The organism is Paraburkholderia sp. JHI2823 (assembly GCF_038900695.1).
In the GTDB taxonomy this organism is placed as follows: domain Bacteria; phylum Pseudomonadota; class Gammaproteobacteria; order Burkholderiales; family Burkholderiaceae; genus Paraburkholderia; species Paraburkholderia mimosarum.
Map to the genome: position 1 here is coordinate 12723 of NZ_JAYMRY010000055.1, position 23908 is coordinate 36630.

At 65.9% G+C, this 23908-nt stretch carries 20 protein-coding genes; 10 read left to right on the forward strand and 10 right to left on the reverse strand.

The features are described from left to right. Window positions 1-72: 72 nt before the first annotated feature. The gene (locus tag VSR34_RS34175; protein ID WP_342964740.1) at window positions 73-2577 is read left to right on the forward strand and encodes an AsmA family protein; all 2505 of its coding nucleotides are present in this window, start codon (window positions 73-75) and stop codon (window positions 2575-2577) included. Window positions 2578-2736: 159 nt separating this feature from the next. Here the strand turns inward: VSR34_RS34175 and VSR34_RS34180 are convergent, their stop codons facing one another. Further along, on the reverse strand, window positions 2737-3237 hold the full coding sequence (locus VSR34_RS34180; protein WP_028213070.1) for a hypothetical protein: 501 nt from the start codon (window positions 3235-3237) through the stop codon (window positions 2737-2739). 92 nt (window positions 3238-3329) lie between these two features. After that, entirely contained in the window at window positions 3330-3701 is a 372-nt protein-coding gene (locus VSR34_RS34185) for a hypothetical protein (RefSeq protein ID WP_342964741.1), read from the reverse strand. On the opposite strand from VSR34_RS34185, the gene VSR34_RS34190 reads away from it, so the two are divergent. The 3 genes from VSR34_RS34190 to VSR34_RS34200 all read left to right on the forward strand — a co-directional run bounded on the left by VSR34_RS34190 (window position 3700) and on the right by VSR34_RS34200 (window position 8063). After that, a complete protein-coding gene (locus VSR34_RS34190) occupies window positions 3700-5376 on the forward strand; it encodes an ATP-binding protein (protein ID WP_342964742.1) in 1677 nt (558 codons plus the stop codon). The genes VSR34_RS34185 and VSR34_RS34190 overlap by 2 nt on opposite strands. A gap of 80 nt (window positions 5377-5456) precedes the next feature. Next, on the forward strand, window positions 5457-5957 hold the full coding sequence (locus tag VSR34_RS34195) for a response regulator (protein ID WP_028213073.1): 501 nt from the start codon (window positions 5457-5459) through the stop codon (window positions 5955-5957). A 108-nt stretch (window positions 5958-6065) separates the two neighbouring features. Then, window positions 6066-8063 (forward strand): response regulator, encoded by a 1998-nt coding sequence (locus VSR34_RS34200; RefSeq protein WP_042288824.1) that lies wholly within the window; start codon window positions 6066-6068, stop codon window positions 8061-8063. A gap of 63 nt (window positions 8064-8126) precedes the next feature. Here VSR34_RS34200 and mscL read toward each other — a convergent pair whose 3' ends face one another. The 4 genes from mscL to mfd form a co-directional block, all read right to left on the reverse strand. Continuing rightward, window positions 8127-8573, reverse strand: coding sequence for a large conductance mechanosensitive channel protein MscL (gene mscL / locus VSR34_RS34205; protein ID WP_028213074.1), 447 nt, complete (start codon window positions 8571-8573; stop codon window positions 8127-8129). 191 nt (window positions 8574-8764) lie between these two features. Beyond that, the gene (locus tag VSR34_RS34210) at window positions 8765-9775 is read right to left on the reverse strand and encodes a threonine/serine dehydratase (RefSeq protein ID WP_342964743.1); all 1011 of its coding nucleotides are present in this window, start codon (window positions 9773-9775) and stop codon (window positions 8765-8767) included. Between the two features lie 21 nt (window positions 9776-9796). Then, on the reverse strand, window positions 9797-11020 hold the full coding sequence (argE, locus tag VSR34_RS34215) for an acetylornithine deacetylase (RefSeq protein ID WP_028231429.1): 1224 nt from the start codon (window positions 11018-11020) through the stop codon (window positions 9797-9799). A 184-nt stretch (window positions 11021-11204) separates the two neighbouring features. Further along, complete coding sequence (mfd, locus tag VSR34_RS34220) at window positions 11205-14684, reverse strand: transcription-repair coupling factor (RefSeq protein WP_342964744.1); 3480 nt, start codon at window positions 14682-14684, stop codon at window positions 11205-11207. Window positions 14685-15027: 343 nt separating this feature from the next. On the opposite strand from mfd, the gene ispD reads away from it, so the two are divergent. From ispD to VSR34_RS34235, 3 genes are all read left to right on the forward strand, one after another. Further along, on the forward strand, window positions 15028-15756 hold the full coding sequence (gene ispD / locus VSR34_RS34225) for a 2-C-methyl-D-erythritol 4-phosphate cytidylyltransferase (protein ID WP_028213078.1): 729 nt from the start codon (window positions 15028-15030) through the stop codon (window positions 15754-15756). A gap of 34 nt (window positions 15757-15790) precedes the next feature. Continuing rightward, window positions 15791-16270: a 2-C-methyl-D-erythritol 2,4-cyclodiphosphate synthase gene (gene ispF, locus VSR34_RS34230; protein ID WP_028213079.1), complete on the forward strand. Its 480-nt coding sequence runs from the start codon at window positions 15791-15793 to the stop codon at window positions 16268-16270. Window positions 16271-16430: 160 nt separating this feature from the next. Then, the gene (locus VSR34_RS34235; protein WP_342964745.1) at window positions 16431-17600 is read left to right on the forward strand and encodes an acyltransferase; all 1170 of its coding nucleotides are present in this window, start codon (window positions 16431-16433) and stop codon (window positions 17598-17600) included. 19 nt (window positions 17601-17619) lie between these two features. On the opposite strand, the gene VSR34_RS34240 is transcribed toward VSR34_RS34235, so the two are convergent. From VSR34_RS34240 to ompR, 3 genes are all read right to left on the reverse strand, one after another. Next, on the reverse strand, window positions 17620-18168 hold the full coding sequence (locus VSR34_RS34240; RefSeq protein ID WP_028213081.1) for a peroxiredoxin: 549 nt from the start codon (window positions 18166-18168) through the stop codon (window positions 17620-17622). 168 nt (window positions 18169-18336) lie between these two features. Beyond that, a complete protein-coding gene (locus VSR34_RS34245; protein ID WP_028213082.1) occupies window positions 18337-19686 on the reverse strand; it encodes an ATP-binding protein in 1350 nt (449 codons plus the stop codon). A gap of 53 nt (window positions 19687-19739) precedes the next feature. Then, window positions 19740-20465 (reverse strand): two-component system response regulator OmpR, encoded by a 726-nt coding sequence (ompR, locus tag VSR34_RS34250; protein WP_035514479.1) that lies wholly within the window; start codon window positions 20463-20465, stop codon window positions 19740-19742. Between the two features lie 259 nt (window positions 20466-20724). Between ompR and VSR34_RS34255 the strand changes: the two genes are divergently transcribed. After that, a complete protein-coding gene (locus tag VSR34_RS34255) occupies window positions 20725-21030 on the forward strand; it encodes a hypothetical protein (RefSeq protein WP_081716098.1) in 306 nt (101 codons plus the stop codon). Here the strand turns inward: VSR34_RS34255 and VSR34_RS34260 are convergent. Continuing rightward, window positions 20914-21150, reverse strand: a complete 237-nt coding sequence (locus VSR34_RS34260) for a hypothetical protein (protein WP_342964748.1) — start codon at window positions 21148-21150, stop codon at window positions 20914-20916. The two genes, VSR34_RS34255 and VSR34_RS34260, sit on opposite strands and share 117 nt — an antisense overlap. 159 nt (window positions 21151-21309) lie before the next feature. Here VSR34_RS34260 and VSR34_RS34265 point away from each other — a divergent pair, with 159 nt between their 5' ends. Continuing rightward, on the forward strand, window positions 21310-22806 hold the full coding sequence (locus VSR34_RS34265) for a DUF1800 domain-containing protein (RefSeq protein WP_342964746.1): 1497 nt from the start codon (window positions 21310-21312) through the stop codon (window positions 22804-22806). Between the two features lie 67 nt (window positions 22807-22873). Next, on the forward strand, window positions 22874-23908 hold a 1035-nt coding region (locus tag VSR34_RS34270; protein WP_342964747.1), incomplete at its 3' end, for a DUF1501 domain-containing protein.

The following is a 23908-nucleotide window of genomic DNA, read 5'->3' on the forward strand; positions in this document are numbered from 1 at the left end:
CCGGGCACGCTGACTGCTCCTGCGGGATTGCAATATGGCAGGAAAAACAACAACGCATAACGTGGAGCCCGCATGACGTCACCGCAGCCCCAAGCCTTCAGCCACGGCCGCACGCTCGCCAGGATCATCGCATGGCTCGTCGCGGTTGTCGTCGTGCTGGTCGCCTTGGTGGCCGTCTTCATCGTGATGTTCGACTGGAACCACGCGAAGCCCTACGTGAATGAGAAGGTGAGCGAGGCCATTGGACGGCCGTTCGCAATCGAAGGCGACATCAAGGTGGGCTGGCATAGGCCGCCCGGCCAGACGGGCTGGCGCGCCTGGGTGCCTTGGCCGCGCTTTTCCGCGACGCAGGTCGTGATCGCCAATCCGGACTGGACCCGGTCCCCGCATTTCGCCACGCTCGACGAGATCGACTTCGAGGTGGCCGTGCTGCCACTGCTCGCGCACCACATCGTGATCCCGGTGATCAATCTGGTGAATCCGGCCATCGACGTCGAGCGCCTTGCAGACGGGCGCAATAACTGGACCTTCAAACTACCGGCATCGAACGGGCCTTCGAGCTGGCGTCTCGAGCTACATGACATCACGTTTTCGTCAGGCAATGTCACCGTGAGCGACCAGCAGACGAAAACCGACGTCAAAATCGCGGTGAGCCTGCTCGGCCATGGCATCCCGATCGGCAAGGTGATCGAGGAACAGGCAGCGGCGTCGCGCCGGGGTTCCGCCCAGATGGTCGGGCGCGCTGGCGCAAACCGGCTCACGCACCAGTTGCGCAAAGAGCACGCTTCCGAGGCGGCTGCCGCCAGCGAGGCGAGCGCAGCCAGCGAGGCGAGCGCAGCCAGCAAGGCGAGCGCAGCCAGCGAGGCGAGTGCAGCCAGCGAGGCGAGTGCAGCCAGTGAGGCCAGTGCAGCCAGCAAGGCGAGCGAAGCCAGTGAGCCCAGTGCAGCCAGCAACGCGAGCGGTGCCAGCGGCGCCACCTCTGGGCAGCTTCCCGTCAAACAGCCGTTTTACGCGATCGGCTGGTCGATCAAGGGAACGTACAACACGACGCCGCTCTCGGGCGATGGCAAGCTCGGTGGCGTGCTCGCGCTGCAGGACGCGAAGCGCCCGTTCCCGATCCAGGCCGACGTGCGCGCGGGCGACATGCATATCGCGCTCGTCGGCACGCTCACCGACCCCATGCATCTGGCCGCCGTGGATCTGCGCCTGTGGCTGCAGGGCCAAAGCATGGCGCATCTGTACGACCTCACTGGCGTGACTCTGCCCGAAACGCCGCCCTATGCCACGGAAGGCCGCTTTGTCGGGAATTTCCAGCGCGGCGCGAGCGTATTCCATTACGAGAACTTCACAGGCCGCGTGGGCGGCAGCGATCTGAACGGCACCGTGGTCTATCGGCAGCGCCCGTCACGGCCGCTGCTCACGGGCGAAGTGGTTTCGAATCTGCTGCAGTTCTCGGACCTCGCGCCGTTGATTGGCGCGGACAGCAAGGCGAGCAAGGCGAAGCGCGGCGCCCGGGTCGCGCAGCCGGCCGACCGCGTGATTCCGGTCGAGCCGTTCCGCACCGATCGCTGGACCGCCATCGATGCCGACGTCAAGTTCACGGGGCGGCGCATCGTCAAGCAGGGCAGCCTGCCTGTCCGGGATCTCTACGCGCACGTCACGTTGACCGATGGCGTGCTCGTGCTCGATCCGCTGCGGTTCGGCGTGGCGGGCGGCACGCTCGGCACGCGCGCCTCGCTCGACGGCGGCAGCAAGCCGCTCAAGGCGCGGGGCACGCTCGAGGCGCGCCATCTGAAGCTCAAGGAACTGTTCCCGAACTTCAAGTCGATGGAGTCGGCGCTCGGGGAAATCAACGGCGATGCGTCGCTCTCCGCGACCGGCAACTCGCCCGCCGCGATCGCCGCGACGTCGAACGGCGAGGTGAAACTGCTCGTCACGCAGGGCACGATCAGCCGCCTGCTCATGGAGGCGGCGGGCCTGAACGTGGCGAACGTGGTCTACGAGAAGCTGTTCGGCACGCGCGACGTGAAGATCAACTGTGCGGCCGCCGACTTCGTCGCCACCAACGGCGTGCTGGATCCGCACGTGTTCGCGCTCGACACTACCGACGCCGTGATCGACCTCGACGGCCCGGTCGACCTGCGCGACGAGTCGGTGGACATGAAGGTGCACCCGCATACCAAGGGCTTTCGCGTCTTCACGTTGCGCTCGCCGCTCTACGTGAAGGGGACTTTCAAGAACCCGCGCGTGGGCGTGGATGCGGCCGCGCTCGCGCTCCGCGGGGGCGCCATGGTCGGCCTCGGGCTCATCAACCCGTTCGCCGCGCTGATTCCGCTGATCGCGCCGAGCAACAACAAGCCGCTGCCGTGCGACGCGCTGTTCGCGCAGATGAGCCAGCACCCGGTGGCGCCGCCGCCGGGCCAGAAGAAGCTCGCGCCGCCGAAGCCCGTTGCCGGTGCAGCGGGCGCTAGCGGCGCAGCCGCCACCGACAAGGGCCCGAAAACGGGCACGACGAGGCGGGACGCGCCGTCATCGAATAACCAGCAGGGGCAAGAACCGCTCTATAAGGGAAGCTGATACGGGAAGAGGATGCGAAAAACCGCTGCGCCGGGGAATCGACCCGTTGCAGCGGTGCAGTGGTTTGCCCGGGAAAGCGCGGCCTGGCGCGCGACGGCAAACCAGGCGACTAAAGGCGACTATAGGCAACTACAGCCAGCTACAGGCAACTACAGGCAACTAACGCAAGGACCGCGGCGCCGTGTCGCCGGCGGCATCCTGGCGGCGCGTGACCCGCCGCGTGCTCATGGTCGAACGCGCTGCGCCGAACTCGGGCAGAACGCGTCCGCGCGCGCGGCTCGCGAAGACGAGAAAGCCGAAGCCGTCTGCCTCATACCAGTAACCGCCGTTCTCGAGGCCCTCGATCGGCTGCTCCAGTGCGTGTGCAATCGATTCGATGCAGCGCTTGCGCAGTTCGCTCGTGCCGGGATACGGGGGCTGCGCACCGCGCACGCTGCACAGGAGCACGTCGAGCCCCGGCAGGACATGCGCGTAGAGCACGGGCTCGTCCTGCGCGCGCGCACGCGCGATCTTGGTATCGAGTTGGCCGAACGGTTTGAAATGACTCAGCACGGCGAGAAACGACTCGTCGCCATCTGCCTTGACGCGTTTGCGCTTTTTCGGGAAGGACATAAAAATTCGCCTGAAAAAGGTGGATTGCAAAACTCGCAGCGTTCCCATGCGACCACTCCCGGACTGGTGCGCCGCACGTCGATCCTTTATAGCACACGGATTTGCAGGGTTCACGAGGATACAGATGGGGACGGTCCGCTTTAACCGCGATCGGACCGCGTGAAGCGCTCCGCGTTGCCGCCCCTGTCCAGAATCCTCATTGCGTTCGCAAACGCCATGCTGGATCGCACGTCGCGCTCATGTAGATATCCCGGCGCTCTCTCGCTTGTCTCCGTCTCAATAATAGACCTGTGCGTGCGCGCAGTGTGGCGAATTGCCGCAAAAAAGCGGGTTTTCCACGAGGCGAGGTGTGGGATGTCACATACGTTGTCATCCTGAAAATTCACGCCGATAATGTTGCGGTTCTGTTGCGCGCAGCCGCGCGCCGAGCCGGCGGCCGGCGCGGGAGATGACACGAAGCGCTGCAACTTGCCGGCGCGCCGCCCAGAGACGACCCTGAACCGGACGGACATGAAACTCTTTGCCAAGGGGCTCTTGCTGATCGCGATTCCGAGCGTCGTCGAACTGGCGCTGCTCGGCGTCGTGTTCCACACCCAGGGCAACGCCGCACTCGCGGCGAAACGTGCCGAGAACACCCAGCAAATCCTCTGGCAAGCCAATAGCCTCGCCGACCCCCTGCTGCGCGAGGCCGCACGTGTGCGCACCGGCATCGTGCTCGAAGATCCGTCCTTCATCGATCGCCATGCCGTCTGGACCGAATTCTCCGATCGCATCACGCTGCTCGCGCGCATGGTCGCCGACAATCCCCTGCAACGCGGGCGCGTAGCGCGCATGCGTGAGGCTGCCTACGCGTGGCGCAAGGAAGCGGGCGAGATCGCCGATGCATTGCGGATGGGCCACAGTGAACGGTTCGCGCGCCTGGCGGGAAACGGCCTGCCGCCCCAGATCGAGACGGTGCGCGAGGTGCTCGGCGACTTCATCGTGGAGGAAACCCGGCTCGACGAGGTCCGCACCGGGATGCTGCGCGAAACGCGCGCGCGTCAGCAGGATGCGCTCATTCTTGCGGTGGTGGGTTCGATGCTGATCTGGGCATTCACGGCTGCGGCGTTTGCCCGCAATGTGGGCGCGCGCCTTGCCGCGCTTGGCGCGAATGCCGAGCGCCTCGGCGAGGGCGCGCCGCTCCTGCCGGCGCTGTCCGGCAACGACGAAATCGCCGCGCTCGACGCCGTGCTGCACCAGACGAGCGCGCGGTTGCGCGTGGCCGAGCGCGAGCAGGCCGCGCTGAAGGCGCAACTGCAGGCGCGCGCGGCCGAGCTGGCGAGCGCGAACGAGCATCTGCGCCAGGAGAGTCAGGACAACGAGATGTTCATCTACAGCGTGTCGCACGATCTGCGCTCGCCGCTCGTGAACCTGCAGGGTTTCTCGAAGGAACTGCAGGTGTCCTGCGACGACCTGCGCGCGCAGATCAACGCGGCGGGACTGCCCGAGCAGGAGCGCCGCGCGATGGCCGAAGTGCTCGATGGCGATGTCGACGAGTCGCTGCAATTCCTGCGCCAGGCGGTAACGCGCGCGGCGGCCATCATCGACGCGCTGCTGCGGATCTCGCGTGCCGGGCGCCTCGAATACCGCTGGCAGCGCGTCGATATTGCCCGTCTCGTCGAGCGCGTGCTGGGGGGGCTTGCCGGCAAAATCCCGCAGGCCGCGCGCATCGACGTAGGCGAACTGTCACCCGCCTGGGGCGATCCGGCCGCGCTCGAAGAGATTTTCGCCAATCTCATCGAAAATGCGTTGCGTCATCTCGATTCCGCCCGGCCGGGCCGGGTCGAGATTGGCGAGGTCGGGCCGGACGCGGAACCCGTCACCGAACCTGGCAGGGAATCCGGAGCCTACGTGGAAAAAGACCGGGGAAGAAAAATCGACGAAGCCACTCGCGCGCGTACGCGAACCTATTATGTGCGCGACAATGGCGTGGGTATCGCGCAGGCGTATCTGCCGAAGCTTTTCCGCGCCTTTCAGCGGTTGCACGGCGGCGTATCGTCCGGGCAGGGTACGGGTCTCGCGCTCGCAAAGCGGATTGCGGAGCGCCATGGCGGGCGCATCTGGGTCGACACTACCGAGGGCGCGGGCTCCACGTTCTTCGTCTCGCTGCCAGCCCAGCCGTTGGGCACCGCCTGGCGGAGCGCATAATTCGCGCGCGGAGAATCGGCTAGCAGCTTTCAACGAGCATCGAAATCGAAGAAAACAATGCAGCGGTTGGGAGAGTCGAAATGGCGGACGGGGAACAGATCGGCATCGTGCTGATCGAAGACGACGACGGGCACGCCACGCTGGTCGAGCGCAACCTGCGACGTTCGGGCGTCTCGAACGGCTTCCTGCGCTTTCGCGACGGTCAGGAGGCGCTCGACTATTTTTTCGGCGCGCCGGGCGACGGCCCCGCCGCGTCGCCCAACCGGTCGCCGCGCGACGCGCTCGGCAATTTCGTCGTGCTGCTCGACCTGCGCATGCCGCGCGTGGACGGCTTCGAGGTGCTGCGGCGTCTGAAAGGGGAGCCCGCCACGGCATCAGTGCCGGTCATCGTGCTCACGACCACCGACGACCCGCGCGAAATCGAGCGCTGCTATGAGCTTGGCTGCAACGTGTACATCACGAAACCGGTCGAATATGACGCCTTCATCGAGGCCGTGCGGCGACTCGGCTGCTTTCTCCAGGTCGTCGAGCTGCCGCCGGGCCACCGCTTCGTTCAGGCCCGGCCGGCAGGGACTCAATAGCGTATTTGGGATGGAACCATTTGGCATTGGCAACGAATCGCAGGTACTGCGGCAAAGGCTTCGGCGAGCGCGGCAATGGTGCCCCGTGCTCGACCGGGCGCTTCGAACATGAGTGAGGGAGCCACCATGCTGGACGGCGCGCGCGTGCTGGTCGTCGACGACGACGAAGGCATCCTGCGCCTCGCCCGCAAATCGCTGTTACGCGCCGGTGCGCGCGTGGACACGTGCACCGGTGTCGGCGAGGCGCGCACGCTGCTCGGGGTGCAGACGCCCGACGTGCTCGTGCTCGACTATCAGCTCGACGGCGCGGAAACGGGCCTCGACTTCTTTCGCCGGCTGCGTGCCGACAACGTGCGCGTGCCCGCCATCCTCGTGACCGGTTTCACCGATGAGTCGCGCGTGATCGCCGCGCTGCGCGCAGGCGTCTCGGACGTGGTGCCGAAATCGGGCGACTATCTCGACTACCTGCCGGAAGCCGTCGCGCGCGTGCTCTCGCAGGTGGCGCTACAGCGCGCCTCCGACGAAGCGCTGCTGCTGCGCGATCGCGAGGAGCACTATCGCACGCTCTCCGAAGCGTTGCCGCACCTCGTGCTCACCTGCGGCGCGGACGGCAATTGCGACTTTCTCTCGAAACAGTGGCTCGACTACACGGGGCTCGACGCGCGCGATTCGCGCGGCTTCGCGTGGCTCGACGCCGTGCATCCCGGCGATCGGGAAGCGGTCCGCCAGAGCTGGCTCAACGCAGTGGCCAGCGGGGCCACCGACTATCGCCATGAGTTGCGCATCCGCCGGCACGATGGTGTCTACCGATGGTTCGATGTCCGAATCGTTGCGATGCGCGATCCGCGCGGCGGCGTGAACAAATGGTTCGGCAGTTGCACCGACATCGATTCGCAGCGTGAAGCGGCCGAGGAGCGCGAGCGGCTGCTCGCGTCGGAGCAGGCCGCGCGTCAGGCCGCGGAAGAGGCCAACCGCGCAAAAGACCGCTTTCTCGCGATGCTCTCGCACGAGCTGCGTACACCGCTCACGCCGGTGCTCGCCGGCACGCGGCTACTGGAACAGATTCCCGAGCTGCCCGAAGCCGCGCGTTCCGGTGTGCTGATGATCCGCCGCAATATCGAACTGGAAGCACGCCTCATCGACGACCTGCTCGATCTCACTCGCGTGGCCAACGGCAAGCTGAGCCTTGCGCTGGAGACGGTCGATGTGCACGAGGTCATCGAGTCGGTGCTCGAGCTGTTTCGCAGTGAGATCCAGACCAAGCAGCAGGACGTCCACGTCGACCTGCGCGCGAAACATCACTATGTGCGAGGCGATCGCGCGCGCCTGCAGCAGATGCTCTGGAACCTCGTGCGCAACGCCGCGAAGTTCACGCCCGACGGCGGTCACATCTACGTGCGCACGCGCGACGAGCGCATGCGCGTGGAAATCGAAGTCGAGGACACGGGCATCGGCATTGCGCCCGACGAGATCGGCAAGCTCTTCCATGCGTTCGAGCAGGGCAGCCACAACCACACGCGCCAGTTCGGCGGACTAGGTCTCGGACTCGCCGTGACCCGGGCGCTGACCGAGGCGCACGGCGGAAGCGTGAGCGCGAGAAGCCCCGGCGCGCATTGCGGCGCCACGTTCACGATCGTCCTGCCGACAGCGGCGCCCGGCGAAGGGGCAGCGACGACGGCCCAGTTGCACAGTCCGCATCGCGCGGGCATGTTGAAGATCCTGCTGATCGAAGATCACGCCGATACGGCCGAGGTGATGGCGCAACTGATGCGCGCGGGGGGCCACGAGGTGGTGGTGGCGGCCAACGTTGCCCATGCGCTCGCGCTGACGGCCAGCATGGCCTTCGATCTCGTGGTGAGCGACATCGGTCTGCCGGATGGCTCGGGCATCGATTTCATCCGCGCGTTCCGGGCGCAGTCGGCGGCGCCCGCCATCGCGCTCACGGGATTCGGCACCGACGACGACGTGCGCCGCAGCGTCGAAGCGGGCTTCACCGCGCATCTCACGAAGCCCGTCAACTTCGAGCAGCTCGAGCGGCTGATCGAGGAGGCCGCGCTCGCGCGCGCCGCGGCGGCCGAGCCCGATCCTGCCGAGCCCGCATCCTGAGCATGGGTACAAAAAAACCGCGCGGCCTCGCGGCGGCGCGGGTTTTGCGGGCTGACGCGTGATTCAGCGCGGACTGTTCTGCAGCGAATCGCGGATCTCGCGCAGCAGCAGCACATCTTCGGGCGTGGGCGGCGGCTCGGCGGGTGCGGCGGCTTGCGGCTGGCGCAGCTTGTTGATGAATTTCACCATCAAAAAGATGATGAACGCGAGGATCACGAAGTTGATCACCGCGGTGATGAACGAGCCATAGCCGAAGACGGCGACGCCCGCGGTCTGCAGATCCTTGTACGAGTCGGGGTTGCCCTTGTAGCTGGCCGGAACGTGGCCGAGCCGGACGAACATGTTCGAAAAGTCGAGGCCGCCCGTGATCACGCCGATCACCGGCATGATGAGATCTTTCACGATCGAGTTGACAATGCTCGAAAACGCGCCACCGATGATCACACCGACGGCGAGATCCATCACATTGCCTTTGACGGCAAATTCCTTGAACTCCTGGACGATGCTCATGAGCGGGCTCTCCCTGAATGGCGCAGCACGGGGCTGGGGTCAAAACGATGCATTGGCGCAATCATAGCGAACGCATCCGCATCGCGGTAGCAATTTGACATTTGCTAAGGTTTTGCCGGCCGCAGGGATCTCGTGCGCGTGACAAAAGTCCCTGCGATCGCACACGTTGTGCCCGCGGCGCGTGCCAGCCCTCAGTAGGCGAGCGATATCTGCTGGTGGAAGGTCTCGGGATCGGTGTTAGTCCCACAGAGCAGCACGCCCACGCGCTTGCCCTGCAGCGTCTCGCGCAGCGGCCCGAGGAGCCCGGCCGTCGCCGTGGCGCACGCTGGTTCGACCGCGAGCTTCAGTTGCTCGAACAGCACGCGCATCGCACGGCGCATGTCGTCGTCGGAGACCGTGACGATGCGCTCGATATGACGGCGGCACAGCGTGTAGCTGTATTGCTCCGAATGTGGCGCCATGAGGGAGTCGGCGATCGAGTGCATATGGGTCATATGCACGGTGTGGTTCGCGGCAAAGCTGCGGCTCATCACGTCCGAGCCCTCGGGCTCGACCCCGTACACGCGCACGCGAGGGTTCGCGAGGCGCAGCGCCGTGGCGGCGCCCGCCGCGAGCCCGCCGCCGCCAATGGGCATGACGACCGCGTCGAGATCGGGCGCCTGGGTGGCCCATTCGTAGCCTAGCGTGGCCGTACCGAGAATCGTGCGATAGCCGTTGAACGGATGCACGAAATAGCGTCCCTCATCGGTCTCGATGCGGCGCACGATGTCGAACGCCTCGCTGCTGTTGCCCGCCACGACGATCTCGGCGCCAAAGCGCCTGCATTGAGCGACGCGCGCTTCGCTCGCGGTACGAAAGAGCACGACCTTCGCGCTAATGCCGAGCCGCATTGCTGCATACGCGACCGCAATGGCGTGGTTGCCGCCGGAAACGCAGGTGACGCCCGCGCTGCGTTGCGTGGCGTCGAGCGCGAGCAGATGCGTGAACGCGCCGCGCACCTTGAAGCTGCCGCTCGCCTGGAGCAGCTCGAACTTGAAGTTGACGAGCGTGTCTTCGAGCGTGGACAGATCGTGGCGGTCGAACACCGGCGTGCGCAGCACCCAGGGCGCAAGCGCGAAATGCTGCGAGGCGATGTCGTCGAGGGTGGGGATCGCCTCGCCGTCGATGGTGTGGTCGGTGCGCAGCGGCGCGTCGGTGGACATGATCTTGCGCGTCCAGTGTGGTCACTGTGCCAGCGCATCGGCGGACATGCCGTGCACGAGCTTGCGCAGGAAACCTTCACAGGCGGCGAGTTGCTCGAGCGCCACATATTCGTTGGGCTTGTGCGCCTGCTGGATGTCGCCCGGGCCGCACACCACGCTCGGGATGCCCGCGCGCGCGAAGAGGCCAGCTTCCGTGCCGTAGGCCACCTTGCGGCGCGTCTGGTCGGCGGTGAGTGCGCGCACGAGCTGGGTGATCGCGGCCTGCTCGGCGGCGTCGAGGCCGGGCGCCGCGGCGATTTTCGTGAACTCGATCGCGCCGGCCGCATGCTCGCGCTGCATCTTCGGAACCAGCGTTTCGCGCGCGTACTGTTCGATGCGCGCGAAGATCTTGTCGGGGTCGAGCGTCGGCAGGTTGCGGAACTCGAAGGCGAAACGGCATTCGGCCGGCACCGTGTTGAGGGCGTTGCCGCCTTCTATCGTGCTCGTTTGCGCCGTCGTGAACGGCACGTCGTAGAGTTCGTCGAACGGGCCGTTGGCGCGGAATTCGTCGGCCATGTCGCGGATGTAGCAGATGAGACGCGCTGCGTATTCGATCGCGTTCAGGCCGCGCGGCGTGAGCGACGAATGCGCGGCCTGGCCGCGCACACAGCATTGATACGCATTGAGGCCCTTGTGCGCCACGATCGGGCGCATGCTCGTGGGCTCTCCCACGATGCAGCCTTCGGGCTTCACACCGCGCTTCATGAGTTCTTCGATCATGAGCGGCGCGCCCACGCAGCCGATTTCCTCATCGAACGAGAGCGCGAGGTGCAGGGGCCTGGCCAGTTTCGTCTGCTGGATCTCGGGTAGCAGCGTGAGCGCCGCCCCGATGAAGCCTTTCATGTCGCACGTGCCGCGGCCATAGAGCAGGCCGTCGCGGATCTCGGGCTTGAACGGATCGCTGTCCCAATTCTGACCGTCCACGGGCACCACGTCGGTGTGGCCCGAGAGCACGATGCCGCCGTTCGTTTCGCCGTCATAAGCGGGGATCGTGGCGAACAGGTTGGCCCATTTGCCGTCGCGGCCATAGGTGAGCGTCGACTCGATGCCGCGCGCACGCAGATCGTCGCGCACCGTCTCGATCAGCCCGAGGTTCGGATGACGGCTGACCGTGTCCATCGAAACGAGGCGGGTGACCCAGGGGAGCGAGGCGGGAAGGGCGGCGGAAGACGGGGACGACTGCGCTGTTTCAGCGGCGAGGGCCATGTCGGACTCCAGCTTGCGGATTCTGTTCATCTTACAGAAAAAACGGGGCAGGCCAAAGCCGCGGGCGGCGCGCGCGCCGCCATCACGGCTGCGCACCGCTCACATGACGCTGCGCAACATCCATGCAAAAAACGCCCGCGCGCAGGGCAGTGCGCGCGGGCGTCGGCAGTGGTGCAAACAGCGCCTAGCGCGGGGCCGCCGCGCGATTGGGCGCACCCAGTGCGCGCAACGTCTCCTTCACGGTGGCCACGCGTACCGCGAGGTCGGGACTGCGCGTTTCGATGCGCAGCTTGTCCTGACCGGCGAGCTTGATGTGCTTGTGCTTCTGGACCATCTCGATGATGCGCATCGCGTCCACGGGCGGATTCGGCACGAACTGCAGGCCGATCACGGCTTCGCCCGCGTCGATCTTGGTGATGCCGAGCGGCTTGGCCGCGAGACGCAGACGATGCGTTTCGATCAGCGCATGCGCCTGCGGCGGCATCTTGCCGAAGCGGTCGATCAGCTCTTCCTGGATGCCGTCGATCGAGTCGTCGTGCTCGCAGTTCGCAAGCCGCTTGTAGAGCGACAGGCGCTCCTGCACGTCGCCGCAATAGTCGGCGGGCAGGATCGCGGGCGCGTGCAGATTGATCTCGGTGGTCGCGGCGAGCGGCGCGTTCAGATCCGGCTCGCGCCCGTCCTTGAGCGCCTTCACGGCGTCGTTGAGCATGTCCGTGTAGAGCTGGAAGCCGATCTCCTGGATTTCGCCCGACTGCTTGTCGCCGAGCACTTCGCCCGTGCCGCGAATCTCCAGGTCGTGCATCGCCAGATAGAAGCCCGAGCCCAGCTCTTCCATCTGCTGGATCGCCTCGAGACGCCGCTGCGCCTGCTTGGTGAGTCCTTGCGGATCGTGGACGAGCAAATACGCGTACGCCTGGTGGTGCGAACGCCCGACCCGGCCGCGCAGCTGATGCAACTGCGCGAGACCGAACTTGTCGGAGCGATGGATGAGGATCGTGTTCGCGGTCGGCACGTCGATGCCTGTCTCGATGATCGTGGTACAGAGCAGCACGTTCGCGCGCTGCGCCACGAAATCGCGCATCACGGTTTCGAGCTCGCGCTCGTGCATCTGCCCGTGCGCCACCGCGATGCGCGCCTCGGGCACGAGCGCTTCGAGCATCGCGCGGCGGTTCTCGATCGTTTCGACTTCGTTGTGCAGGAAGTACACCTGGCCGCCGCGCTTGAGTTCGCGCAGCATCGCCTCGCGGATCACGCTGTCTTCCTCGCGTCGCACGAAGGTCTTGATGGCGAGGCGCTTTTGCGGCGCGGTCGCGATGACCGAAAAATCACGCAGGCCTTCGAGCGCCATGCCGAGCGTACGCGGGATCGGCGTGGCGGTGAGCGTGAGCACGTCCACTTCCGCGCGCAGCGCTTTCAACGCCTCCTTCTGGCGCACGCCGAAGCGGTGTTCCTCGTCGATGATGACGAGCCCGAGGCGCTTGAACTGCACATCGGACGAGAGCAGCTTGTGCGTGCCGATCACGATGTCGACGCTGCCGTCGTTGATCTGCTGGATCGCGCCGCTCACTTCCTTCGCGGACTTGAAGCGCGACAGCTCGGCGATGCGCACGGGCCAGTCGGCAAAGCGGTCCGTGAAGGTTTGCGTGTGCTGCTCGGCGAGCAGCGTGGTGGGCGAGAGGATCGCCACCTGCTTGCCGCCCATCACGGCGATGAACGCCGCGCGCAGCGCCACCTCGGTCTTGCCGAAGCCGACATCGCCGCAGACGAGGCGATCCATCGGCTTGCCGCTCGTCATGTCGCCGATCACGGCGGCGATCGCCGCCGCCTGGTCGGGCGTTTCCTCGAAGCCGAAGCTCTCGGCGAACTTCACGTAGTCGCGCGGTTCGAGCGCGAACGCGTGGCCCTCGCGCGCGGCGCGGCGCGCGTAGAGGTTGAGCAGCTCGGCGGCGGTGTCGCGGATCTGCTGCGCGGCCTTGCGGCGCGCCTTTTCCCACTGGCCCGAGCCGAGCGCGTGCAGCGGCGCGCTATCGGGATCGGCGCCGCTGTAGCGCGAGATGACGTGCAACTGCGAAACCGGCACGTAGAGCTTGCTGCCGTTCGCGTATTCGAGGTGCAGGAACTCGGTGTCGCCTTCGCCCAAGTCCATCGTCACGAGGCCGTGATAGCGGCCGATGCCGTGCTGTGCATGGACGACCGGATCGCCCACCTTCAGCTCGGAGAGGTCGCGCACCATCGAATCGACGTTGCTCGCCTGCTCCTGGCGGCGGCGTCCCGCGCGGCGTGCGAGGGGGCCGTAAAGCTCGGTCTCGGTGATGACCGCGAGCTCCTCGCCCGGCAGCGAGAAGCCCGTGGAAAGCGGCGCGACGCCGAGGACGAAGCGTTCGTCGCCGGTGAGCCAGTCTTCGTAGCTATCGGCGGAGGCGGGGCGCAGATGGTTGTCGGCAAGCAGCTGCGCGATGGTTTCGCGCCGGCCCGCCGATTCCACCGCGAACAGCACACGGTTCTTCGTCGTCTCGAGGTAGGCGCGCAGCGAGGCGAGGGGGTCGTCGGCGTGGCGGTCGATCGCGAGGCTCGGCAGCGCCGTGGCCCAGCCGCCCGCGCTCGTGGCCGGCAGCACGAGGCGCGCGAACGGCTTGGCGAGCGCGAAGAAGTCCTCGTCGGTCAGGAAGAGACGTTGCGGCTCCAGAATCGGGCGCTCGCGGTCGTGCGAGAGGAAGCTGTGGCGCTGCTTCGTGTCGTTGGTGAAGCGGCGGATCGAGGCTTCGAGGTCGCCCGAAAACACGAGCTGTGCGTTCTCGGGCAGGTAGTGGAACAGCGTGGCCGTCTCTTCGAAGAAGAGCGGCAGGTAGTACTCGATGCCCGCCGAGGGCACACCGTTGCCGATGTCCTTGTAGATCGTCGCGCGGCTCGGATCGCCTTCGAACACCTCGCGCCAGCGGCTGCGAAACGCCGTGCGCGACGCTTCGTCGAACGGGAATTCGCGGCCCGGCAAGAGGCGCACGTCCTTGACCGGGTAGAGGCTGCGCTGGCTGTCCGGGTCGAACGCGCGGATCGAGTCGACCTGGTCGTCGAAAAGGTCGATGCGATAGGGCAGCGGCGAGCCCATCGGAAAGAGGTCGATCAGCGAGCCGCGCACGCAGTATTCGCCCGGGCGCATCACCTGGCTCACGTGCTCGTAGCCCGCGAGCGTGAGCTGCGACTTGAGCTTCGCTTCGTCGAGGCGCTCGCCTTGCGAGAACGAGAATGTGTAAGCCGCGAGGAACGACGCCGGCGGCATGCGGTAGAGCGCCGTGGTGGCCGGCACGATGAGGATGTCGCAACGGTTTTCGCCGAGATCGTGCAGCGTGGCGAGGCGCTCGGAAACGAGATCCTGGTGCGGCGAGAACGTGTCGTACGGGAGCGTCTCCCAGTCGGGCAGGAGCCGCACGCGCGCTTCGGGCGCGAAGAACGGGATCTCCTGGGCGAGGCGCTGGGCGTCCACGGCGCTCGCGCAGATCACGGCCAGTAGCGGCGCACGCGCCGCCCCGGCGCGCGCGGCTTCGCGGTAGCGGGCCATCAGGAGGGCATCGGACGAACCGTGCGTGCCGTCGAACGCGTAACGCTGCCCCGGCTTGACGACGGCGACAGGGGACGGTGACTGCGAGGATGCGGCGATATCGGACATAGGCAACAGGGTGGCCGACGCTTGTGTCGGTAGGGTGGCCGCTATTTTGGCAAATTCGGGCGAGGTGCAACGCGGGAATTTGGGGGCCGGGTTCGGGCCTTCAAGTGCAAAGCCATGCGCGTGGCCGCACGGGCCGGGCCTCGACGGTCGTACGAATGGCTTCGGCTTGCGCGCGAGGCGGGGCGGCCAGGCGCCATTCGGGAGACCGGTTGCGTGCGCGCCACGGCTCGAATTCCAGGAAATCGGGCCGGTGGTGCGGACGTCTTTGCGGGTGTCCGGCGTGCGGGTAAGGGACCTATTATAAAATCCGTCCTTTACTTTGACTCATGCGGCTCGCGACACCGTGACTTCACGCCTTTTTGCCCTGATTCCGTGCGCCGGCACCGGCAGCCGTTCGGGATCGGCCATGCCGAAACAATACCGGACCGTTGCCGGACGCGACCTCCTGCACTATACGCTCGCCGCCTTCGACGCCTGCAACGAATTCTCGCAGACGCTCGTGGTGATTTCCCCCGACGATAATCATTTCGACGCGCGCCGCTTCGCTGGTCTGCGCTTCGCGGTGCGCCGCTGCGGCGGCGCTTCGCGCCAGGCTTCGGTCTACAACGGCCTGGGCGCGCTGGGCGAATTCGGCGCGACCGACGACGACTGGGTGCTCGTGCACGACGCCGCGCGCCCGGGCATCACGCCCGCGCTGATCCGCTCGCTCGTCGACACGCTCAAGGACGATCCCGTGGGCGGCATCATGGCGCTTCCCGTGGCCGATACGCTCAAGCGCGTCGCGCCGAAGGACGATGCCACATGCGAGGCAGCAGGCGCACGCATTGCCCGCACCGAGGCGCGCGACGGTCTCTGGCAGGCCCAGACCCCGCAGATGTTCCGCATCGGCATGCTGCGCACCGCGATCGAGCGCGCGCAGCAGGACGGCCACGACCTCACCGACGAAGCGAGCGCGATCGAATGGCTCGGCCATGCGCCGCGTCTCGTGCAGGGCAGCCTGCGAAATTTCAAGGTGACGTATCCCGAAGACTTCGCGCTCGCCGAAGCGATCTTGAGCCGGCCCGCAGAATAAGCGCCCCGCAACCCATCGACCCGGAACCCCACACATGGACATCAGAATCGGACAGGGCTACGACGTGCACGCGCTCGTGCCCGGCCGCCCACTCGTGCTCGGCGGCGTGACGATCCCCTACGATCGCGGCCTGCTCGGCCACTCGGACGCCGACGTGCTGCTGCACGCCATCACCGACGCGCTGTTCGGCGCGGCGGCGCTCGGCGACATCGGCCGCCATTTTCCCGACACCGACAAGCAGTTCTACGGCGCGAACAGCCGCGTGCTGCTGCGCGAATGCCTGCGCCGCGTGCAGGAAGCGGGCTTTACGCTCATGAACGTCGACACCACGGTAATCGCGCAGGCGCCCAAGCTCGCGCCGCACATCGAGTCGATGCGCAAGACCATCGCCGAAGACCTGAACCTGCCGGTGGAACGCGTCAACGTGAAGGCGAAGACGAATGAAAAGCTCGGCTATCTCGGCCGCAGCGAAGGGATCGAAGCGCAGGCGGCCGTGCTGCTCCAGCGCGCGTGACCAGTCGTTCAACGAACCGTTGAGGCGCGAGCAGGGCACGTACCTGCTCGCGAGATGACGGCGATGATTGCAGCTGCAATCGTCGCCGTTGCTTTTCTTGCCGATTAATTTCCGTTTTTTTGCTCCCATACTGAGCCGCTAACCGGACGCGGGGAGGGCAATGGCGAGAGTTCAAGGACGCGTGAAAGGCCTCGACGGTCTGCGGGCGCTCGCGGTGGTGCTCGTATTTCTTTCCCACAAGGCCCACGTCGACGCAATCGACGCGGGCAAGATCGGCGTCTGGCTGTTCTTTCTGATCAGCGGCTATCTGATCATCGGCGAATTGCATCGCAACCGGCTGCAGATCGAGCAGAACGGCGCGCGCGCGGCCGCGCTTCTATATGTGTTCTTCATGAAGCGCGCGCTGCGCATCTTTCCTGTGTATTACCTGCTGCTCATCGCGCTCACCATCGTGCATGCGAGCTTTTACCAGCGCGATGTCGATCTGGGGCTCGCCTGGCATTTCGTATTCCTCTCCAATTTCTGGGTCGGCCTGGTGCACGATGGCTGGCCCGGCACCGTTTCGCATTTCTGGAGTCTCGCGGCCGAGCAGCAGTTCTATCTCGTCGCGCCGTTCGTTCTGCTGTTCGTGCGCGCGTCGCGCCAGCTCAGGCTATGCGCGGCGCTGATCGCGGCCGCTGCATGCGCTCATCTTGCACTCTATGAAACAGGGGCGATTGCGCCGCTGATCTACGCGTTCTCGCCATGGAATTTCGCCATGCTCGCGCTTGGCGGCGCGTTGGCCATTGCTGGCGACCGCGTGTCGGTGCGCACACGGTGGTCGAGTGCCGTATGGTTCGTCGGGGCGTGGGCGGCGATCGCGGGTTTCGCACTGGCGCGTGCCGATTGCATCGATTGCGCGCAAACACCGGCGAGCGCGACGCAATCGGCTGGCGCGCTGCTGCCGGGTTGCTTCGACATCGGCCTTGCGCTCTCGCTCGGCGCGCTGTTCCTCTGGCTCGTGCGCCGCCAGGACAGCGCGTTTGTCGCCGCGCTCGAGGTGCGGCCGCTCGCATATCTCGGCACGATCAGCTATGGCTTCTATCTGTTCCATAACTTCGTGCCGTCGCGGCTTGGCGTGGCGCCGGGTCTCTACGCGCGCCTTGATGTGCCCGATGTGGCGCAGCCATTCGTCGCGATCCTGCTGCAGTTCATCCTGGCTGTGCTGCTCGCCCATCTGTCGTGGCAGGTGCTGGAAAAGCGCGTGCTCGAATGGAAGCGGCCGCTCGAAACGGCCATACGCAACCGCCTGCCCGCACGCGCCGCCGCCGCCGCCGCGAGCCGGCTATAACGCACGAAGGCGCAGCGTTTCAAAGCGTCGCGCCGCCTATTTCGCGGCCGCCCGGGCACAGTTCGCCGGTCTGGAGGCCGTCGAGCACGCGCAGCACCTCCTCGGCGCTGCGCCCGACGTTCAGGTTGTTGACCGTGACGTGCTGGATCGTGTTGTCGGGATCGACGATGAAGGTCGCGCGCAGCGCCACGCCCGCCTCCTTGTCGCGTATGCCGAGCTGATCGATGAGCTCGCCCTTCACGTCGCCGAACGAATAGTGGTTGAGGCGACTGAGGTCGCTGTCCTCGCGCCGCCACGCGAGCTTCACATATTCGTTGTCGCAACTGCCGCCCATCACGACCGTTTCGCGGTCCTCGAATTCCTTGATGAGGCGCGCGAACGCCATGATCTCGGTGGGGCAGACGAGCGTGAAGTCCTTTGGGTAGAAGTAGATGACCTTCCACTTGTTCGAAAAGCTGCGATCGGTGATTTCCACGAACGCCGATTCGCCGTTTTCCTCCGGATGATTGAAGCCGGGCTTCGCGGCCGTGACGGTGAAAGCCTCGAGTTTGTCGCCGACGGTTTTCATGGCGTAGTTCCTCTGACGAGACGCGGGCAAGGCGGCCCGCTATGACGCCGCACGGATGACGCCCGTAACCCGCAGCGTCGCGTGCTCATGGAAGCGATTGTCGCAGGAGCAGGCGGCGCGTGCAGCGAGGGTGCGCCGCCTGCGGTGTTTCGATGCTAAGAGGATGGGCTAGGCGCCCTTGGCGAGCGGGAACTCGATCGTCACTTCGAGGCCGGGGCCTGGCAGCCGGTTGCGCAGGCGCAGCGCGCCGCGATAGCGGCCCACGAGGCGCTGCACGATGGCCATGCCGAGGCCCGTGCCGTTGGCCTGGGTGCGGGCCGTATTCACGCGGTAGAACGGCCGGGTGACGAGCGGGAGCTGATCTTCGGGGATGCCCGGGCCTTCGTCGACCACCGAGAGTTCGACGCGCGAATGCGAGACGCGCGTTTCGAGCATGATGTGCGGGATGCCGTCGGTTTCGCTTGCACCGTACTTGCGTGCGTTCTCGATGAGGTTGCCCACTACGCGGCGCATGTCGGTGTCGTCGGCTTCGATCACGGCCGAGGGCGCGAGGCGGGTGATGAGGCGCACGCCGTCTTCGCTCGCCATGCGCGCGGCCATCTCGCCCGCGATGACCGACAGATCGACGCGCTCGGGCATGCGCTGGGTGGGCCGCGCGTAATCGAGGAAACGCCCGATGATCAGGTCCATCTGCTCGATGTCGTCGATCATCGCGTCCTTCGTCGCCTGGTCGGACGGACTCATCTCCGTTTCGAGCCGCAATCGCGCGAGCGGGGTGCGCAGATCGTGCGAGATGCCCGCGAGCATGAGCGCGCGGTCGGCCTCCAGTTGCTCGAGGTCGCGCACCATCTGGTTGAACGAGCGATTGGTTTCGGCCGCCACGCCCATGCCGCTTTCGGGCAAGGGCGCGGGCGACTGCCCGGAGCCCAGCATGCGCGCCGACATGGCGAGGCGCGCGAACGGCCGGTTCACGAGACTCGTGATGAAGGCCGCCCCGAAGAGCGATAGCGCGAGCGCGGAGACCCCCCACCCGACCCACTGCAGCCCCGTGACGTTGTCGAGCTGCTCGCGGTCGAGCGCGACCCAGTAGTCGTCGTCGTCGATCTTGAAGCTGATCCACACGCCCGGAATGTCGTTGACGGACTGCGCGATGATGGTGTCGTCGCCAAGACGACCGCGAATGTCATGCTCGATCAGACGATTGAGCGATTCGTCGGGCTGGAGCTTGTATTTGTCGGTGGTCTCGCGCGGGTACACGCGCACGCCCTCGTTGCTCTCGAGATCCTGCAGCAGCGCGCGGCGCAGATCGGGATCGGAGTAGAGCAGCGCCGTGCGTGTGAGCTTGACGATCGCGACGAGCTGGAGCGCCACGCGCTGCGCGCGCGGCTCGCGCTCGATCACGCGAAAGCTCTGGAACCACGCGGCGAGGCTAACCGCGATGAGAAGGGCGATCAGCAGGAAGGTGCGCCAGAACAGATCGCCGAACGCGAGCGTGAGCAAACGCCGGTCAATCCGCATGGATCCTTCCCGTTTCAACTGAAGCAGTGCAGACAATGAAACGCCACTCAGGATCAGGCCGCGCCGTCGGGAATGAAGACGTAGCCAAGGCCCCAGACAGTCTGGATGAAACGCGGGCTGCCCGGATCGGGCTCGATGAGCTTGCGCAGACGCGAGATCTGCACGTCGAGGCTACGGTCGAAGACTTCGTATTCACGGCCGCGCGCGAGTTCCATGAGCTTTTCGCGCGAGAGCGGTTGGCGCGGATGACGCGCGAACACCTTGAGCACCGAGAATTCGCCCGTCGTGAGCGGAATTTCCTGGCCCGCCTTGGTGAGCGTGCGCGTCGCGAGATTCAACGCGAATTCGCCGAACTCGAACACCTCGGTGGTTTCCGAAGGTGCGCCCGGCAGTTCGGACGGGGCCTGGCGGCGCAATACCGCGTGAATGCGTGCGACGAGCTCGCGCGGGTTGAAGGGCTTGGGCAGATAGTCGTCGGCACCCATTTCGAGGCCGACGATGCGGTCCACGTCTTCGCCCTTGGCCGTGAGCATGATGATGGGCGTGCGGTCGTTGCTGCCGCGCAGGCGCCGGCAGATCGACAGGCCGTCTTCGCCGGGCAGCATGAGGTCGAGCACCAGCAGGTCGAAACGCTCGCGCACCCACAGCTTGTTCATGGCGGGGGCATTTTCGGCCACATATACATTGAATCCCTGCTCGCCGAGGTAGCGGCGCAGCAGGTCCCGAAGCCGGGGATCGTCATCGACAACGAGAATTTTGGACGGGTTTTTGGTTTCCATGCCTGGCATCTTAGCGCGATTGGATAGTGATGCGAGTTTGCACCAATTATCAGGTTACAGTCAGTTACAAAATTTACCCGTCCCGTGCTACGACGGCAAGCAGTGACAGATAGACTTCTTTACGTACAGCGGCTGTTCGGTGGATACTTCATTCGACTTTAAATTCCAGGCCCGCGCGAAGTCGGGTTCGACATGTATTCGAGGTAGCCGTTTGCCGCGTCAAGAAGGGAACAAAACGATGGGAGGGGTACGGCCGACAATGCGCCACACCATGCTTGCACTGGCGCTAGCCGGTGGCGTGGTGGCTGCGCTGGAGTCGGTGCCCGCCCGGGCCCAGCCTTCTGCAGAAAACGCTCAGTCTCCCGCTCGCGCGCCGGGCGGCAAATCCACAACGCGACGCGTGCGCACCGACTCGATTCCGCGTCCTGCATCCGATATCAATCAGCGTCTAGCCGTTCCCCCCGATCTCGATCAGCGTCGCCGCGACGGCCATATGACGCCCGACGAGCGTCGCCTCTTGCGTCAGCATATCGAAGACGCCGTGCGCGAACTGTACAAGCGCTGAACGCGGTGCGGCGTGTTCGCGCAGTCTGCGCGCGCGGATGAAGTGTCGAGTCCGTTGCTGCTTTTTCGCCCGCGCGATTTTCTCTTTGCTTTCACGTTGATTCTTTTTCGCGCCACTCATTATTTCATCGTTATCGCGTGCGCATTTCGGGTCATCGGAAGCCGCGCCCCAGGCTGAAAAATGCCGTAGCAATGGCGTTGTCAACAGACGATTTACCGCGACCGTTAAGCCAGTACATCGACTGACCACGCCGACAATCTCGTCGCGCCACCATTCATCATGAGCGACTCCAGACGGGCAAGGCCGAACGACGAAACTGGCGCGCAAGTGGCGAGTGGCGAAGGCGCCGCGCTTCTCGACGTTGACGACGCCCGCCATCTGCTCTTGCGCACGGGCTTCGCGCCGCGCGCGGGCGAAGTCTCGGCCTATGTGGGAATGACGCGAGCGCAAGCGGTTGCACGGCTCATCGGTGGCGCGCGCAGTGAGGCGCTTACGCCGTTGCCCGCATGGGCGGATGAAGTGCCGGCGAGCCGCGCGCAACGCAGTGCGTGGACGCCCGACGAACGCCGCGAGGCCCAGCGCCAGCGCGGAGCGCGCTACGACGAACTGCGCGCGTGGTGGGTGCGCGAAATGCTCGTCACGCCTTCGCCACTCACCGAGCGCATGACGCTCCTCTGGCATAACCACTTCACTTCGGGACAGGACAAGGTCCCGGAGCCACAGTTGATGGCCGCGCAAAACGCGCTCTTGCGACGCCATGCGCTCGGCAGCTTCGCGACGATGCTGCACGCCGTCGCGAAGGATCCGGCGATGCTGCAGTACCTCGACGGCGCGGGCAACCGCAAGGGCCGGCCCAACGAGAATTTCGCGCGCGAGGTGATGGAGTTGTTCACGCTGGGCGAAGGACAATATTCGCAGCGCGACGTTGCCGAAGCGGCGCGCGCCTATACGGGCTGGGCGCTCGATCCCGATACCCTGGCGTTCATCTCGCGCGCCGACTGGCACGACGATGGCGAAAAGACCGTGCTCGGACAGAGCGGCCCATTCGACGGCGACCAGATGCTCGACATCCTGCTCGCGCAGCCGCAAACTGCCCGTTACGTGAGCACGAAACTGTGGCGCGAGTTCATCTCCGGGACGCCGGAGGAGGCGCAACTTGCAGGCGTCGCCGCGCGCTTTCGCGCGAGCGGCTATGACATCGGCGCGGCGCTTGCTGCACTGCTCACGACACCCGCGTTCTGGGACGAGCGCAACCGGGGCGTGCTCGTGAGTTCGCCGGTGGAATTCATCGTCGGGACGATGCGGCGCTTCGACGTGGCGTACGGCGACACGCTGCCGTTTGCGCGCCGTGCGGCCGCATTGGGCGAGAACCTGTTCTATCCGCCGAATGTGAAGGGCTGGCCGGGCGGGGTGTCGTGGATCAATAGTTCGACGTTGCTCGCGCGCAAGCAGTTCGTCGAGCAGCTGTTTCGCGCGACAGAGGCGGGGCGGCCGCAGTCTGCGGCACCGGCGACGAAGATCGCCGCAAGCGTCTCGCAAAGCGCACAAACCATGCGGAACGCGCCGGAGGCCTTGCAAGGCGGCATGCGCTTCGACCTGGATGGCTGGCTCGCGCACTTCGGCCTCACCGCCGATGCGACGCCCGGCATTTCTGCGCAGTTGCAGATGCAGCATGCCGTGCTGCCGCTCGCGCCTGTCGATGCGATCGCAGCGGGTAGCAGTGCCGGCTCGTATCTCCAGGCACTGCTGATGGATCCGGTGTATCAGCTGAAATGAAGCATGCAGTGGAACGGGGGGCTGATGGCGCGAAGGTGCACTGCATCACTGATGAGCGAGGCAAGCCATGAAGCGACGCGACTTTCTTGCAGCCGGTGCCCGGGCCACCGTGGCGATGGCGGGCACGGCGCTGTGGCTGCCCGGCGCCGCGCGCGCGCAGGACCCGCGGTTCGTGCGCCCGGGCGTCGCGAACGGCTACGCAAACCTGCTGATACTCGTCGAACTCAAGGGCGGCAACGATGGCCTGAACACGGTCGTGCCTTTCGCCGATCCGCTCTACTACCGCTATCGACAAACCATCGGCGTGCCGCGCGCGCAGGCAATCCAGCTCGACGAGCGCACCGCGCTGCATCCCGCGCTGGCTCCCCTCATGTCGATATGGCGTGCGCACGAACTCGCGATCGTGCAGGGCGTGAGCTACCCGCAGCCGAACCTGTCACACTTTCGCTCGATCGAGATCTGGGACACGGCTTCGCGCTCGGATCAATACCTGCGCGAGGGATGGCTCACGCGCGCATTCGCAAGCGCCCCGGTGCCGGGTAACTTCGCCGCCGACGCGCTCGTGCTCGGCAGCGCCGAAATGGGGCCGCTCTCCAACGGCGCACGCGCCATCGCGCTCGTGAATCCGGCGCAGTTCGCGCGCGTCTCGCGCCTCGTCAGGCCGGTTTCGCTCAAGGAGCGCAACCCGGCGCTCGCCCATATCCTCGACGTCGAAAACGACATCGTGCACGCCGCCGACAAACTGCGGCCGCATCCAGGTAACTACGCGTTGAAGACGGCATTCCCGGCGGGGGCGTTCGGCGCATCGATCCAGACAGCGATGTACGCGCTCGCGTCGGCCGACACCCCGCAAGGCGAGCCGGTGCCGGGGTGCGGCGTCGCGGCGATTCGTCTGACGCTCAACGGTTTCGATACGCACCAGAATCAGCCGCAGCGTCACGCCGACTTGCTGCGCCAGTTCGCGGCGGGCATGGTGGCGATGCGTTCGGCGCTGGTCGAACTTGGGCGTTGGGACCGAGCGCTCATCGTGACGTATGCGGAATTCGGGCGGCGCGTGCGCGAGAATCAAAGCCGCGGCACCGACCACGGCACGGCGTCGGCG